A 14712-nucleotide genomic window follows, 5' to 3' on the forward strand; every position below is an offset into this window, starting at 1 on the left:
CTCTATGACAAATGAACAATTAGACAAACTAGAGCGCCTTGGGCAGCTCCATACCCAAGGCATTATTACTGATGAGCAGTTTTTAGAGCAAAGGGCGCAGATTTTAGGTGAAAACCCCCCGCCCTCACCTCCGCAACAAACCCCCATCATTAATGGTCATCCGCAAAGTAATAACCAGCGGTCTAGTGTCTTCGGAATTATTGCAGTTGTTATTGCGATCATAATTTTTTTCACTCCGCGATTTCTGTTAACAATCCCGATCATTGGAGTTGTTGCATTCTCAATAATTGGGCTGGTTCGTGATAAAAACAAGATATTTAGCCTTTTGGCACTGCTGATTGGAGGTATAGTAATTTTTGCTCTTTTCAGCGAAGCTATGCAGTCAAATGATTACTATACTGTCGAATACGAGGTGACTTGTCTTGACTGTGATGTTAGCTATACGAATGACACTGGCGGTACGGATAAAGTTGATAAAGTTGCAGCGTATTGGAGTAAAAGAGTGGTTGTTCGGGGCGACGAGTTCGTTATGTTAAGTGCCCAAAATAACAACGAAGACACTGAGGTAATCGCAAGAATTTCCGTAAATGGAAAGCTACTTGAAGAGGAAAGTTCAAAAGGGAAATATGTAATGGCCAGCGTTTCAGGCAGGCCAGAAGAAATTAACAGCAAATAATCAAAGCCCGGCACGAACCGGGCTTTTTTGTATATTTACGAACCTCTACCGGACTGGGGCACATACACTAACTGCCGCTGTATATGCACTCATTCCGTTTGATCACGTCCATTGAATCCATCGGTGTAACTGCCCCCGTCGTTGTCGATCCCAAAATAGAAGAACCGATTAAATTCGCTGACGTCAAAATTCAGGGCGATTCGGACGAGAAATACCACGGCTTTCTGTACAACTATTCCGAAGATGGCATACTATTGGAATTTACGTGCGAATCGGCGCACAGCTTGATTTCTGAGCAGTATTACAAATACGGCTCAGACCTGGATATTCGGTTTCAAATCATCCACACGGATGATAGCAATGTTGAAACGGTTGATTTTGACGGAATGATCAAGGGTGACAGCATTGTTATCCAGCCAGGCCGGGTTAAAGCAAAGGTGGAGCAAAAAGGCATTCACCAACTGGTAGATTCCCGGTTTGATTCCCCGATTTCCCTCGACGCCAAAACAACGCTCGACGGCAAAGCCCTAACCCCGCCTGCTTACAAAGATTTGCGCTTACCCGGTCAGGCTATCCAGCAGGGCGAAGAGTCCAACCGGGTTCAACGCGACGATTATTCCGCCGAGGTTACGGGTGTACCGGCTATGTACTTTTTCGTGACACCTAACACGGACGAACTGCCCCCAGAGCCCAACAGTGAAACCCCAAAAGTCGAATCAATCGCCAGCCTAAAACGCTCCATCGGCGGGGTAACGGCCAACATGAGCCCAGAGGATTTGGGGGGCGGTCAGTCAATGCCCTTTCTGCGGGCCGATGCTACCGGCACCTTCAAGCTGGAATTTGACTGGGTTTTTACCGTGGAAGCCAGCATGACCAAGGCGAACCCGCTGGATTTCGGAGCCATCAAGTTTGCCGCCTGGGGGATCAAGACAATGATGGTTACGGTCAGTGCCAGCGGCCAGCGCACAGAAAAAGACATTGCGCCCCTGCAACGCGGATCGGGCGATAAAACCCACCTCGACCGCAAGACCGTGGAAGTCCACGTAAACGAAACACTGACGCTGGAGCGCGACGACCGGGTTTTTATCTATTCGGTAATCCAAATTGGCGCCAACAAACCAGCCAAAAAGATAACGGTAAACGTTTCCTCGCTCCAGGTTCGTATCAAGCTGGCCACACTCACTAAAGCTGAACCCTCCAAGGCCCGCGTCTGGCTGCTGTCGGATGCGATCCGGCACGTACTGCGCTGCATTACCAATCAATCCGATTTGGACACCAACCCCGTTGATCCACTGTTGTCCGGACTGCTCGACGCAGGGCCAGCGGGTGAATACATGGTCACCAATGGGCTTTGTTTGCGCGGTTTGCCGTCGGCGGGGTCTGGCTTCTCCCAGAAACAGAAAGCCCCGTCTTTTACACTGAAACAGCTACTGGGTGTTCTGTATGCCTACCACAACGCCGGAATGCAGTACAGGGGCAATCAGGTACAGATTGAAGAAGGATTGTTTTTCTATCAGGACACGGAAATACTACAAATCACCAACGTATCCGAATACCGTGAAGAAGTTGCAACCGACCATCTGTTCAATCAAATTGATGTGGGCTACGAGAAATACCCCACTGAGGGGCCGGGCGTTCGGGAAGAATTTAACACAATCCGGACGTATCAAACGCCCCTTGTCAATTACGCGCAGAAGCTGGAAATCAAAAACCCGCTGATTGGCGCAGGTACCCAGATTGAGCAGGTTAGACGGGTGCAATTTGCCGAGGAACCCACGACCAGCCACACCAACGACGACGACGGATTTATCCTGCACGGTCAGAACGCCGTTTACCGGGCGTTCGTACGCTTTTCGCTGGTGGAAGCCGAACCGTTTCCGGGCATTCAATATCCCTACCAGGTGGCTTCGTTTCTCTTCAATGCTGCTGTCGTACGAGCGGGGGCCGAAATCACCATCACGTCAGGGGTCGGGGCGGGCAGCACCTTCAAAGTCGTTCGGGTGATTTCTCGCAACATCATTTCCGGCACCCGCGTTGAAATTCAGGTCTTGACGGGCAGTATTCCCGCTTTCACAACCGATTTTGATTTGATCACCTTCCAGTCGGGCAGCGAACCGCTCAAGATTCGCACGAACGACCGGCTGACGATTACGGGTATTGCAGATCCTGACTCCGTGGTGAATGCCGAACTGTCGCCCGCCCGAATGCTGCGGCAACACGCCCCGTTTATTCTGAACGGGTTGCGCTACAAACCGCTTTCTTCCGAACTGCGCTGCACCTTCTTTGCCCAGAATGGCAACATGATTTCCACCGTCCGGCCGGAATCCAATCCGCTGCCCGGTGATCCGTTTAAACAGACGGTGTACGAAACCGGGCCGGTTGCCCTTGGGGTACTGGAAAAGAACGCCGGTCGGCTGTTTTCGCCCGAATGGGTGTATGCGTCGGTCCAAATCGAACGGGAAGAGTTGAACCTAATGCTGGCCGCACTCGCTGACAGCGAGGAAGCGCCCGAAGACCTTCGCCGAGGTTATATTTCAATCATGAATCCTGACGGCGAATTTGTCAGCGGCTGGATTCGGATGGGCGGCTACATTCGGTATAATCCGTGCTCAAAAATGGCCGAAATCAAAATGCTGAAACGGTACGGTATCACCAATCAGGTTGACTGCGATTTGTACCGTGATTGGACGTTTGAACGGTTCGAAACCGATCCGACCGCCGACCCGAACGTCTATCTGTTTTGCCGGTTTTTGGATTTCAACTGACAGTTAGTATATTTGGTCTGCTTCTCTACCGGACTGCGAAGCGCTCACATACATTTCGTGTAGCGTCTTATGGCAGTCAACCCCATCAACGAGGGGGATTTCGTAAATCAGGGCCGGGAAAAACTCAATCAGGCCATTGGCGAAATTCCACTTTCGTATGAATTCAATCCTACCAATGGCATCCTAACCATCACCCGCTATTCGGGCGAGCAAACGGCTATTAACTTTGCGGCTGCATTTGCGACCCTTACCCAAATAGCTAACGCCATCCTGCCCGGTCTGGCTACCTACCTCAAGGCGGGTATGGTGAAGCTGGCTGATCCGGACGACCCCGAACACCTGGACGATCCTGACCGGGTATTGTCAGCGCCTGCGGTCATGGAATTGTTGGCGCCGTTGTTGATGCCCGTACTGGAAAATGTGCAAGCGGGTCAGATTCTGCGGTTTCGGGCCAAGTCGGACGGCTCAGGGTTTGAATTGTTCAATGATGACGATTCCGGCGAAATCGACCTTTCCAATACCTTCAAGGCCGGAATCGGCTCGTATCATAACTCATTTTTTCGGGGCGCTCCCGGCCAGGTACTCACCCGGCGAATCGCAACCCTGCCCAAATCCGATGCCAGTGCCCTGAATCAGTGCGTGATTGAGCTGCTGGGCGGTGGCTGGGGTTCGGGTCAGAAAACCAAGATAGAGGCTACATTCGCCAATCGCGATGGTTTCACCTACCGCTACACGGTGGAAGGTGGACAAAACCTCGTGGATTTGGCGGCTTACCGGCAAGCTGATCAGTCGGTAGTTATCTACCTGCAATGCAACCGCGAATACGCGGTTTATGACGTAAAAGCCTGGGGCAAGTCGGTAGCGATTGATGAAGCGGTAGCGCAGGTAACCCCTGCGGGAACCCTGATCTTTACGACCGCCGATCCAGACCAATACAAGCCCGAATTTCGGCTGAATAACGGCATTTCGTCGGCTTTTCCAATACGGGTGACTAACAACGCGACATTCAAAAGCCTGTACGTCACCGACCCCAAAACCGCGCAGAATTTCACGCACCTTTTCGCTTACAACGCCGTCAGTCGCGAAGCCGAAGCGATTACGATAGAAAAACTCGTTGAAATTATTGGCCAGCGGTTGGGCGTCGGTACCGTCGGAACACCGCCCCCCACGGTAGGAACCCCGCCAACCGTCGGCGAGAATCCGCCCCCCACCGTTGGGGAGAACCCTCCGCCTACAGTCGGTACGCCACCTCCGACCGTGGGAACGCCACCGCCCCCCACTCCGACGCCGGGAACGGTGCTCAACATGGGCTTCATGTTCGAGCCACAGAATGGACGGCGCATGACGATTGGCGTCAACCGGGCGGGTCAGATTCGGGTCAAACTGGAACAGCAGACGGGAACTGTCGCCTGGACCGACAATCAGTATTACAACGTCGAAAACATTGTAACGCCGTTTGCGGGCACCAACTGGCCGAGCCGCTACATCTACAACAACGTGCCCGCTGGACTCTACAAAGTCACCAGCACTGACGGGGTAACCGAGCAGGTTGGCTTTGTGACTATCGATGAAGCGGGCAAATGGGGTATTTTCAAGTACGATTCTGCGAACGACGAGCAGCCGTTGCCCGGCTCGCCACCGCCCCCGACGGTGGGAACACCCCCACCGACCGTCGGAACACCTCCGCCACCGCCGACCGTACCCCCAATCCGATTGGGCTACAAATGGGATCAGGGCACAAAGTCGCTGGATTCCTACCTGTTTGTTCAGGACAACAAGGATTACGAAATCAAGTTGCAGCCCCTGGACGGGCAAGACTGGTACCCGGATGCGCCGTACCGTACGGCTAATCTGCAATCGGGCACTCAATACGGATTTAGTTACAACCGCCACTACGGATGGCTTCCGGACTTCTTAGGAGGCAAGAACGTCAATCCGGGGCGGTGGATGCTCATTGCTCGCGATAAGAGCGATTACAACCGCAATATTTCAATTCTGATTACACTGACGGCGGGCGTTGATTCGGGGGGAGAAGTAACCAACAACCCGGCCCCTCCGCCGACCGTAGGGACGCCCCCACCAACCGTGGGAACACCCCCGCCAACCGTGGGCGCCACGCCGTTGATTTCAAAAATCGAAACCAAAACCGAGTACGTCAGCAGTACGCAGGTTGTCAAATTTACGATCAACGTCACAGCCGCCAACATTCCGGATAATATCAAGGGCGAATTAGGGATTCAGGTTTACGATCCGGTTAACTCGCCGAATCCCACGATTAGCTGGGGGGATCTGGGCAAAAACACGGATGGCGGTTTTACTCAGGTGGCCTTCCAGATCGACCCCAATACGGTCAGTAACGGGTCGTACGCCCGCGCTTACTTCCGGTGTGGCAGTATTTTCCCGGAAACCCTGCTGACGCAGTATGACCCCAAAAGTCAGGCGGTCGGCCCCTGGATTCAGCGGTATCCGAACGTCAATTGGGTTGCTTCGGGTGAATTGACGCAGGATGCAGGCAACGATTCAGCCGACGTATGGCTGACGCTGCCCAACCACGGCGAAACGGTTGTTTTTACGGTCGAACGCACGGACGGCAACGGCGTTTACGGCAAAAACTTCCGCTCCCCCGAAGATGGGGGCGAATTGCTTTGGACGGGTGGCGAAACCTGGCTGCCCGTTGCTGCGGACACTAGCCGGGCCGGTTTTACGCACCGGGGCCGGATGCACAAAGGCGCAGGTCAGGTCAACGGCAACAACGTAACGGGCATTGTCCGCAACGTCGATCACCGCCTACGGTTCAAAAAAGACGGCACCAGTGGCAATGAGCAGCTAGTGCCGTTCCGGGTAACCTCGAATGTAACCGCCCTGCCGATCAATGCGCCGACTCCGCCACCGCCCCCGACGGTGGGAACGCCCCCACCGACCGTAGGAACCCCGCCGACGGTCGGGACACCTCCGCCCACAGTGGGAACACCTCCGCCGAGTGGCGCAAGTAGCCGGTTGTTGATGATCCGAAATCTTGGGTTTGGTATCAACGACGACATTACCGAGCATCTGAATATGAACCAGGTGCTGTATGATCACGGCTGTAACGGTTTTGGATTTCTTATCTATGCTTACGGGTGGATTAGTGGCAACCACACAAACTACCGTCTATTCATTGATCAGGCGGTCGCTAATGATGCCGTTGTTTCTATTCATCTCCCGACGGTGGCGCTGCGGTGGGAAATGCCATCATGGTTGACGCTGGACATGTGCCAGATGTACGCCGACAGTACGTATGATACAATTCACGTCTGCCCCGATTTCGAGTGGCTTGATGAACCGATGGTGCCGGGCAACCCGTACTATCATATGGACGTGGATTACATCAAGGGTGTTGTTCAGCAGAATCCAGAAGCAACCATTTTTACAACGGGTTCTCAGGTTCCGCTAGAGTCAGGCTACAGTACAAAGCTGATACCCCGCGCGGATGGCAAAGGCTACCGCGTTGGCCCGCCGTCAGGATACGGGCCAAGGGCGCAAAATGGCTATCGAAGCTACCTGCGCGGCAAGTTCAATAACAGTATTCAGGCGCTTAACAACGCCTGGGGGTCAAGTTACGCCAATTTTGATTCGATCTATTTACCCTATGACGCCAACGATTCATTTAACAGCTTCATTGGTAGCGGAAATGGCAGATACGCCCAGATGTACCGCAACTCGCGGGTGCACCAGCATCAGCGTTGGTACGAACGGACGGTACGGAAATACCGACCTACAGCATTAGTAGGCTCCGAAGTTGGTTCATCCAAAAATGGACAATCAACGTTGTACGCAACGCTGAACGTAATGGGCTTTTCTGCCGAGGCCGATTTTTACAAGGAGAACTTCCACACCTCCGAAAACTGGCCGCGCGAAACAGACCGGAACCGCTACGTATCCCCTAAAGGCAAGAACGGCATGGAAGCCGATGGCGGTTTAGTTTCGGTCGAATACGGATGGGTAGACGACTACTACGCACCAGGCGTTGCACCAAACTACATCTTCCCGAAAAACGAGGTAGTCGGCAAGCTCGTTGGCGCTTACCAGCGTGGAGCATGGATTATTACACTTTTTGGATTTAGCTACGCGAAATTGCCGCACCTGCTACCCGTGGTTGATGATGTGGTTGCTACCAATATCCTGAACACGCCTGTTCCTACATTCAGCGAGGCTAAAACTATTAATGTTTACGCATCCAAGATGCGAAACAATGACTTCTCTGACATGTGGGCATGGGAGCCAGAGGGCTTCAGCCAGCCGATCAGGGTGATCCGAATTGACGAAACTCTTTAGACGAAACGACCATGTTTTTATCCCCTCAGTTAGCGCAGCAATTTGAAGAAATCATGACCGATCCAAAGGGGAAAGGCTTTGACTTTCTGCCATTAAGTGAAGTGTTTGCACCAAGTCCCGATGACGTAATTCCTTTTAAGGAATTGTATGACTTCTACCTGAAGTATACTAAGCTAGATCCCAATGAACTTCATCTGCCCCTGTTTGCCGTGATCATGGAGAAGCTGCACGGCGCACCTACGCCCGACGAGGAAGGGGGCGGACTGGGCTATTATCTCAAACCTGCATTCGAACTGAGCGATGATTAAGGAGTATCTACAAACCGAAAGGGTGCTGGTGATTGACAGTTTTCTGTCCGTCGAAACCTGCGCGGCCCTGGTCGAAACGCTACTCAGCAGTCCGTTTGAGGAAAGCCAGACCGTTAACAGTACGACCCATCAGGCCCAGAAAACCGATTTTCGCACCTCGAAAACCCTATTCCCGCATAGGTTCCCGCTGGAGGTTTCGACTGAACTACTGCGGGTTGAGTCGCAGATTGAAGAACTGCTGGGCATTGAATCCGACCGCTGGGAGGGCTGGCAACTGAACCGCTACGACGAAACGAATGTGTTCAAGGCCCATTACGATACGGGGCTGAAAACCAACAAGGACAACGAACGTCAGTACACGGTTTTGCTCACGCTTCAGGAACCCCAGTCGGGCGGACGGACGGAGTTCCCGACATTGGAACGGGCGTACCCTGCGGTCGCGGGTCGGCTGGTTATGTGGGACAACCTCGACGCTGACGGACAGCCCAGCAGAGACATGATTCACACCGGGGCACCCGTTGAACAGGGCGTAAAAATCGCGGCTGTCAACTGGATTCACGCTAAACCGTACCGCAGATAATGAAAGAAATATCAGCCCCCTTTATTCCGGAATCGATTGTTGATCGGCTGCTCACTGACATTTTTTCGGTAGCGTGCCGCTTCGAAAATGCCGACGGAAGCCCCCGAAGCGTAACCGGCTGGAACATCTGTATTGAGATTACCAACGACTTTGCGGAAGCCTGGAGCCACACCATTGAAACCGATAGCCAGTACCTGACGATCGATAACGATAAGGTAACGCTACGGGCGCCCAGTCCGGTCGCGTTAGGCATTGGCTTCTCAGAAGAGCTTCGCCAATCGCCTTTCCTGTTCCGCTGGTACCAAAACACCGATGATGGCCAAATTACATTCTGGTACGTGGACGTAACGCTCTACAAGCGCCTGCCCAAAGACCGCAACGCGCCGGGCCCGTTGATGGCCGAGAAGTTTGTGAACAAGATTGCCCAGAACGGGGGCGTCACCGTCGAAACCGAATTCTAACAATTGACTATAACCTGTAACATGAAACGCTTCCTTCTCTTTTGTACGCTACTGCTTTCCTCGATCGGTACCTACGCCCAACAGGTGCTCATGCCGGTGGATATTTCCCGCACCAGCTACCGGGGCAACACCTTCGCTTTCCGGCTGCTGAATCCATCCACGTTGCCCGAAGGCCACACGCTCCAGCCCATTACAGCCAGGGCGTACAACAACACGCTCAAAAACGCGGAACTGCCCTCGAATCAACAGCCCGAAATCGTCACATTTACGGGCGGAACGGAGGTTGTATTTTCGAACCTGAAAACGCAGCTTATCGGCGAAACGGGCGCGTGGCTGGAAATCAAGTACGGCACGAACGTTGTCGGGGCCGGAACCCTGCGGTTTACCAAAACGGCGGGGTTTGGCATTGCTAGTGTGGGCGGTGGCGATGGCAATACAACCATACCGATTACCATTACACCCGGCCAGACGGTTCAACTGGGGGTTAGCGAGGCAGGCGGGGCGCAGTACGTGGCCCTGGCCCAGCAAGCAGCCGCCCAGACCGCCGAAGATCGGGAAGCAATTGAGCAAATCGCCGGACAACTTTCCACTATCATTGTTGATAACTTTACGGCACTTTTAGCCTTACAATACGGCCCCGGTTTTGGGGCTTTTCCGGTTCTGGTCACCACTGATCAGGTGATCAACAATACCACCTACCCAGCGGGGCAGTACGTTATTCTCACTTCTGGAAACATCATTCGAAGCCTGACAGGTGACGAAATTAACCGCAACTCAATCTGAACATGAAACGTTTTCTGCATTTACTGCTACCCCTTTTAATTGCCTTTTCGTCCGAAGCCCAGTTTCGCGCCAAACGGGTTGGCTCCATTCCGGCGGTTGTCGGAGTCAACGCGGATACAACAGACCGCGAAATCCAACAGGGGGCAGACGGGGCGGTCTATACGGTAAAAAAGGGCCAGTCTCCCATCCTGGCGGCTGCGGTACCCTTAAAAAGTGTAGCCGCCTTTGCAACATCGAGCGCCGACCGGGTTTTACATCCTGTGGATGGGGGTATCTGCGTCAAGGTAACGGGTACGACAAGCGCCACGGTCGCCGGGTACGGCACCTTGGAATTTCCCGCTCAGGGAAATTTTCGTTACGAGCGAGTTATAACGGATGGTGTTTACAATGCCAGTGTGATGGGGCTTGCTGGGAATGGTACGACGGATGACACCGACGCGCTCCAGAAAGCGACCAACGCTATTGCCGGAAAAGGCGTTTTACGTCTCGCCAAAAACAAAGTCTACCGGGTGCGGCAGATTACCCTGAAAAGTGATTTGGACCTGAATGGAGCAACGTTAAAACAAGCAGCAGGACAAAACGGATCGGTTATCGTTATTGGGGCGCACGGCCTGCGAATTTCCGGATCGGGCACCATCGACTACAACAAGGCGGAAAATACGACGGCGACGCTGGGCAATGCGGGCATTCGATCGGTTGACTATGACAGTTTGACGATTGAAAATGTCACCATCCGCAATGCCGGTCGAAATGCGATTTACATCAAGAAAGCCAATGTCGTCAGTATTTCGTCCTGTAAAATTTTTGGTTCAGCGGGTGAGTCCATATTCCTCCACGGTGGCGTATTGAATTTTACGATAGAAAAAAACCTGTTGCGCGGCAACCTTGACGACGGCATCAAGGTACATTCTCATGATGGGGCCACCCTGACGCTGGTTAGCAAGAATGGCCGGGTGTTGAATAATACGATTGACTATTCGGGGGTTACGCCGACAAATTCGGCGCTGGCTATTGAGGTCTGGCGCGGGGATTCCTATACCAATTCGGTTTCCTCGAATCATCTCATATCGGGTAACATCATTCGGGGAAGCCGGGTATCGGGCGCTAATTCAATTTGGGGCATTTCGCTCGATAACACCGATTCGACAACGGTTTCCGATAATAATGTCCGCGACGGCATCCGGTATGGCTACGAGGCTGCGGGGTGCGTAAATACCTCCTTCAAGGGCAATCAGGCGTACGGCTATGATAACGCGGGCTATAGTATTTCCAAGGCCCGGACCAACCGCGTTAGTATCGAGGGGGGAACTGTTGCCAACGCTTCGTCTTATAGTAGTGTATACGGCATTCAGGTTACGGCGGGTAGTCAGGTGACGATTCGGGGAATCAACTTCGAGGATGCCGGAGAACGGGCTGTATTTTTCAACGCTGGCGGTGTTGGTGGGCTAGTCGATGGCTGTCACTATTCAATCAGCAGCCAGGTAGGTAACATGACCTGCGTGTACGTGTACAACCTCGCTGGGATTTCGATTAAAAACAATTTTGGCGTTCCTAACACGACAACTGCAACAGCAGACTACGGGATCATTGGAATTCGTTTTCAGGACGCCCGGCAGTTTATCGCCGAAAACAACTATTTCGACGGCCGCAAGGCGATGACGCTGGCGCCCCTGGGAACTAGCTGCATCACCGCGACGGGGAATTCGGGCCGGGGAACCTTGTCGAATAATTCCATTCTCAATTATTCGTTGTATGCCGCCGATTTTAGTGCGGCTACTTCTGACCCTATTTACGTGCTGAATCCGTACTCCTACGCAGTTAATGGCGCTTCGGCTATAAAATACAATCTGCGCACAGCCGATGTATTATCAACGCCCACAGCCCCTATGTCCGTAACAGCCGTTAGTATTAGCGCGACCTCAAACACTGCCTATTATACCAACAATGCCGCGCGGGTGTATGTCACGCTTCCCACCAATGCCAACAGCCGAATTGGGGATTTTGTGGAAGTGGTTGGCCAAGGGGCCGGGGGTTGGCGAATCGCTCAACCGGAAGCGGCCACCATCATCAAATCGTCGGCTGGGGCAACCACAGCGGGAACGGGCGGCTATGTAGCTTCGACGGCGCAGTACGACAGTGTTATTTTAAAAAAGGTAGATGCAAACACGTGGGTAGTGTCCTCCGTGTCGGGCGCTCCTTCATTCAACTAGTACCAACAACCCACTAACCCCATAACGTGAACGAACTTGTTGAAAATATCAACGATTTGCCCCTATTGGGGTTATCCTTTGTTGCACTCTTATCGGGGTCTATGATTCAGGCAATTAACAAAAAAGTGATCAGTGTTCAATTGGCCTTTGCTGCGTTGGTGACCGGGCTGTTTTTTGGTATTGTTGTTGGAGGTTTAACGTTTGGACTGATTGATATTGCTGGCTACAAGCCCCACAAGGTGCTATTTAGCGCATGGTGCGGGCTGGCTGGCTACCTGGGCCACGTCTGGAAAATAGTCGCTGATGAAATCGGGCAACAGATGTGGAAAAACCGTAACAAAATTGCGAAGCAGGCACTTATCTACGCACTCAAACCCCTGTACAATCTGTACGTTTCTCTCACCAAAGACAACCAAACACCATGATCACACTGTTAGGTTTCGCCCTGCTATTGGCGGGCGTTATTTCGTATCTCGTGGGCGCTACTACGCCACTCCCCGCGTTCATTCGCTACCCGATTTTTGCCTCTGCGGTATCGTTCGTCACGAGTGCCAGTTTTGCGTTCTGGAACGAAAAGCACCTGAACGCGGGGGTATTCATGATCACCGTGAGCGCCTTGTTGACGGGCGTTCCCTGGCTGATACATGTGCACTCGACCGCCATTTCAGCCGCCATTCGCCGGACCTCGAAACGAAAGCTTTTGTACTGGTTCTGGCCCACTGTGGCCATGCTCTTACTGCTTATTTTCTGCGTTTACATCGAACCTCTTAAAGCATGACCATTTCTCCGCGAGGTATTGGTACAATTGACCTTGCTAAACTCATTGCTGCGGGCGTAGCCCATACAGTAGCCCCGAACTTCGTCGGGCCGCTGAACCAGTGGTTGGGGGCATACCAGATCAGCACCCCCCTCCAGGTGGCGCATTTTCTTGCCCAGACACTGCACGAAAGTATGCGGTATACGAGGTTGATTGAAAACCTGAACTATTCCGCCAAGGCACTGTTGGACACCTGGCCAAATCGGTTTGATGCAGACACCGCCCAGTTATACGCCCGTAAACCCATCCGCATTGCAAACTACGTGTACGCAAACCGCATGGGCAACGGGCCGGAAGAGTCGGGCGATGGTTGGCGGTACCGGGGGCGGGGTATTTTACAGAACACCGGAAAGGGAGCCTACAAAGATTTGACGCGGGAAACGGGCATTGATTACGTGAACAATCCGGATTGGTTGACCCGCCCCGATGATGCCGTACGCGCTGCTTGCTGGTTCTGGAAAACCCGAAATATCAATTCGCTGGCGAATCTGGATAATACAGAAGCGGTTACTCGCCGGATTAATGGCGGGTTAAACGGGTTTGAGGATCGAAAAGCCCTGCTGGTGAGGACAAAAACGGCCTTGGGTGTAACAAAACGGCCCGTAGCATGATCATTGCCCTGCAAGTCCTTTCCTCGTTCCTTCAGGTGCTCATTGCGCTAGGCATTGGCGCCCTGATTGGCTATTGGATAAGCGGGGATAACAAGCAGCAGAATCCATTTTTGTAATCATAGGTAAAATCAAAAAGCCCGGTCCTGATGGTGCCGGGCTTTTTTGTGTGATAAATGTTGGAACTACTTTTCAGGCGGGAAAACCTCATTGATCTGTCGAACCTGTTCAGCGAGTTCTTCCGGGGTAACGGGCTTTACTTCTTTTTTCTTTGCCATGCAGCGAATATAAAGATTTTATACAGTTCGTTGTTGATATGCATAGATTTTGGCCGAATCTATACATATCGAATTCGGACGTTTGTTAGATTTTCATATTTACACTTCAAAAGATTTTAAAGGCGACAGTTATTTAAACAACTGTAGTGGAAAAAGCTTCAAGCCTTCTTTTTCAATGGGTTTCAGCAAAAGAAAACTGTGTTTTGTAGCGTATTCAAGAGCAAAATGATCATAAATAGCTTCAGCCATTTTTGATGAGCTAGCTACATAATTGCTGCCATATTTAGCCAACCCGGCATGAAATCCCTCTACCAAATCAGACTTGGCGATGTAAAGAGTCCCATTCTCTGTGCGCAATACAACCCGGCAGCCTTTGGTTAGTTGCAGGGTTTCGCCGGCCAGTTCCACAAACAGGCTGAGCATTCTGGCTGATACATTAATCAGGGGCAGCTTTGATCTTTTCGAGGTGGTGGGTTCAATGATGGTGCGGGTAATGGGCCTGATTAGATACCCATTTTGCACCATCTCTGCTTTGAAATGGTGAGTATTGATATTGCTTAAATTGAAGTGAGCCAGAATCACCTTTAGTGCTGGATAACCAGGATGTAGTATTAGGCTGCCGGAAGGGTGTTTTTTTACAATAAACCCTTCAGTGTCAGGCACTAGGTATATGCTTTTATTGACTATTTTCAATGCATAAAAATCGCCAATAGTTAGGCTGTGTCGGTAAACAAAATACTTGCTTAGTGTGAGAAGTTTAGCGGCAGTAATAGATAGGTCGGGGGCATTTTCATACTCATTTCTATCTACGCGAAATGTATGCTTGCAATTCCGGCAGCGCCTGACGCTTTTATTAACTGCCAATGTGGGGCCAAAATACAAGCACCAGGGACAAGTCGAATCGTTGTTCAT

12 protein-coding genes are annotated in these 14712 nt (G+C 52.1%); 11 read left to right on the top strand and 1 reads right to left on the bottom strand.

What is annotated here, in order from left to right; genetic code table 11:
• Window positions 1-4: 4 nt before the first annotated feature.
• From ACYVH9_RS26515 to ACYVH9_RS26565, 11 genes are all read left to right on the top strand, one after another.
• Window positions 5-676, top strand: coding sequence for an SHOCT domain-containing protein (locus ACYVH9_RS26515; protein WP_460639454.1), 672 nt, complete (start codon window positions 5-7; stop codon window positions 674-676).
• A gap of 83 nt (window positions 677-759) precedes the next feature.
• Window positions 760-3441 (top strand): hypothetical protein, encoded by a 2682-nt coding sequence (locus tag ACYVH9_RS26520; protein ID WP_460639455.1) that lies wholly within the window; start codon window positions 760-762, stop codon window positions 3439-3441.
• A gap of 69 nt (window positions 3442-3510) precedes the next feature.
• On the top strand, window positions 3511-7755 hold the full coding sequence (locus ACYVH9_RS26525) for a hypothetical protein (protein WP_460639456.1): 4245 nt from the start codon (window positions 3511-3513) through the stop codon (window positions 7753-7755).
• A gap of 11 nt (window positions 7756-7766) precedes the next feature.
• A complete protein-coding gene (locus ACYVH9_RS26530) occupies window positions 7767-8063 on the top strand; it encodes a hypothetical protein (protein ID WP_460639457.1) in 297 nt (98 codons plus the stop codon).
• A complete protein-coding gene (locus ACYVH9_RS26535; protein WP_460639458.1) occupies window positions 8056-8643 on the top strand; it encodes a 2OG-Fe(II) oxygenase in 588 nt (195 codons plus the stop codon). Before ACYVH9_RS26530 ends, ACYVH9_RS26535 begins: the two co-directional genes overlap by 8 nt.
• On the top strand, window positions 8643-9104 hold the full coding sequence (locus ACYVH9_RS26540) for a hypothetical protein (RefSeq protein WP_460639459.1): 462 nt from the start codon (window positions 8643-8645) through the stop codon (window positions 9102-9104). The genes ACYVH9_RS26535 and ACYVH9_RS26540 overlap by 1 nt, the downstream gene beginning before the upstream one ends.
• 21 nt (window positions 9105-9125) lie before the next feature.
• Window positions 9126-9887, top strand: coding sequence for a hypothetical protein (locus ACYVH9_RS26545; RefSeq protein ID WP_460639460.1), 762 nt, complete (start codon window positions 9126-9128; stop codon window positions 9885-9887).
• Between the two features lie 2 nt (window positions 9888-9889).
• Window positions 9890-12097 (top strand): right-handed parallel beta-helix repeat-containing protein, encoded by a 2208-nt coding sequence (locus ACYVH9_RS26550; RefSeq protein ID WP_460639461.1) that lies wholly within the window; start codon window positions 9890-9892, stop codon window positions 12095-12097.
• Window positions 12098-12123: 26 nt separating this feature from the next.
• Window positions 12124-12522, top strand: a complete 399-nt coding sequence (locus ACYVH9_RS26555; RefSeq protein ID WP_460639462.1) for a hypothetical protein — start codon at window positions 12124-12126, stop codon at window positions 12520-12522.
• A complete protein-coding gene (locus ACYVH9_RS26560) occupies window positions 12519-12875 on the top strand; it encodes a hypothetical protein (protein WP_460639463.1) in 357 nt (118 codons plus the stop codon). The genes ACYVH9_RS26555 and ACYVH9_RS26560 overlap by 4 nt, the downstream gene beginning before the upstream one ends.
• Window positions 12872-13525: a glycoside hydrolase family 19 protein gene (locus ACYVH9_RS26565; protein ID WP_460639464.1), complete on the top strand. Its 654-nt coding sequence runs from the start codon at window positions 12872-12874 to the stop codon at window positions 13523-13525. The genes ACYVH9_RS26560 and ACYVH9_RS26565 overlap by 4 nt, the downstream gene beginning before the upstream one ends.
• Before the next feature lie 404 nt (window positions 13526-13929).
• Here the strand turns inward: ACYVH9_RS26565 and ACYVH9_RS26570 are convergent, their stop codons facing one another.
• The gene (locus ACYVH9_RS26570) at window positions 13930-14712 is read right to left on the bottom strand and encodes a hypothetical protein (RefSeq protein WP_460639465.1); all 783 of its coding nucleotides are present in this window, start codon (window positions 14710-14712) and stop codon (window positions 13930-13932) included.

It is taken from the genome of Larkinella harenae, from assembly GCF_054780515.1.

Excerpts from the sequence above, each read along its gene's own strand:
- ACYVH9_RS26515 (WP_460639454.1), top strand. The coding sequence starts at position 5 with ATGACAAATGAACAATTAGACAAACTAGAGCGCCTTGGGCAGCTCCAT.
- ACYVH9_RS26520 (WP_460639455.1), top strand. The coding sequence starts at position 760 with ATGCACTCATTCCGTTTGATCACGTCCATTGAATCCATCGGTGTAACT.
- ACYVH9_RS26525 (WP_460639456.1), top strand. The coding sequence starts at position 3,511 with ATGGCAGTCAACCCCATCAACGAGGGGGATTTCGTAAATCAGGGCCGG.
- ACYVH9_RS26530 (WP_460639457.1), top strand. The coding sequence starts at position 7,767 with ATGTTTTTATCCCCTCAGTTAGCGCAGCAATTTGAAGAAATCATGACC.
- ACYVH9_RS26535 (WP_460639458.1), top strand. The coding sequence starts at position 8,056 with ATGATTAAGGAGTATCTACAAACCGAAAGGGTGCTGGTGATTGACAGT.
- ACYVH9_RS26540 (WP_460639459.1), top strand. The coding sequence starts at position 8,643 with ATGAAAGAAATATCAGCCCCCTTTATTCCGGAATCGATTGTTGATCGG.
- ACYVH9_RS26545 (WP_460639460.1), top strand. The coding sequence starts at position 9,126 with ATGAAACGCTTCCTTCTCTTTTGTACGCTACTGCTTTCCTCGATCGGT.
- ACYVH9_RS26550 (WP_460639461.1), top strand. The coding sequence starts at position 9,890 with ATGAAACGTTTTCTGCATTTACTGCTACCCCTTTTAATTGCCTTTTCG.
- ACYVH9_RS26560 (WP_460639463.1), top strand. The coding sequence starts at position 12,519 with ATGATCACACTGTTAGGTTTCGCCCTGCTATTGGCGGGCGTTATTTCG.
- ACYVH9_RS26565 (WP_460639464.1), top strand. The coding sequence starts at position 12,872 with ATGACCATTTCTCCGCGAGGTATTGGTACAATTGACCTTGCTAAACTC.
- ACYVH9_RS26570 (WP_460639465.1), bottom strand. The coding sequence starts at position 14,712 with ATGAACAACGATTCGACTTGTCCCTGGTGCTTGTATTTTGGCCCCACA.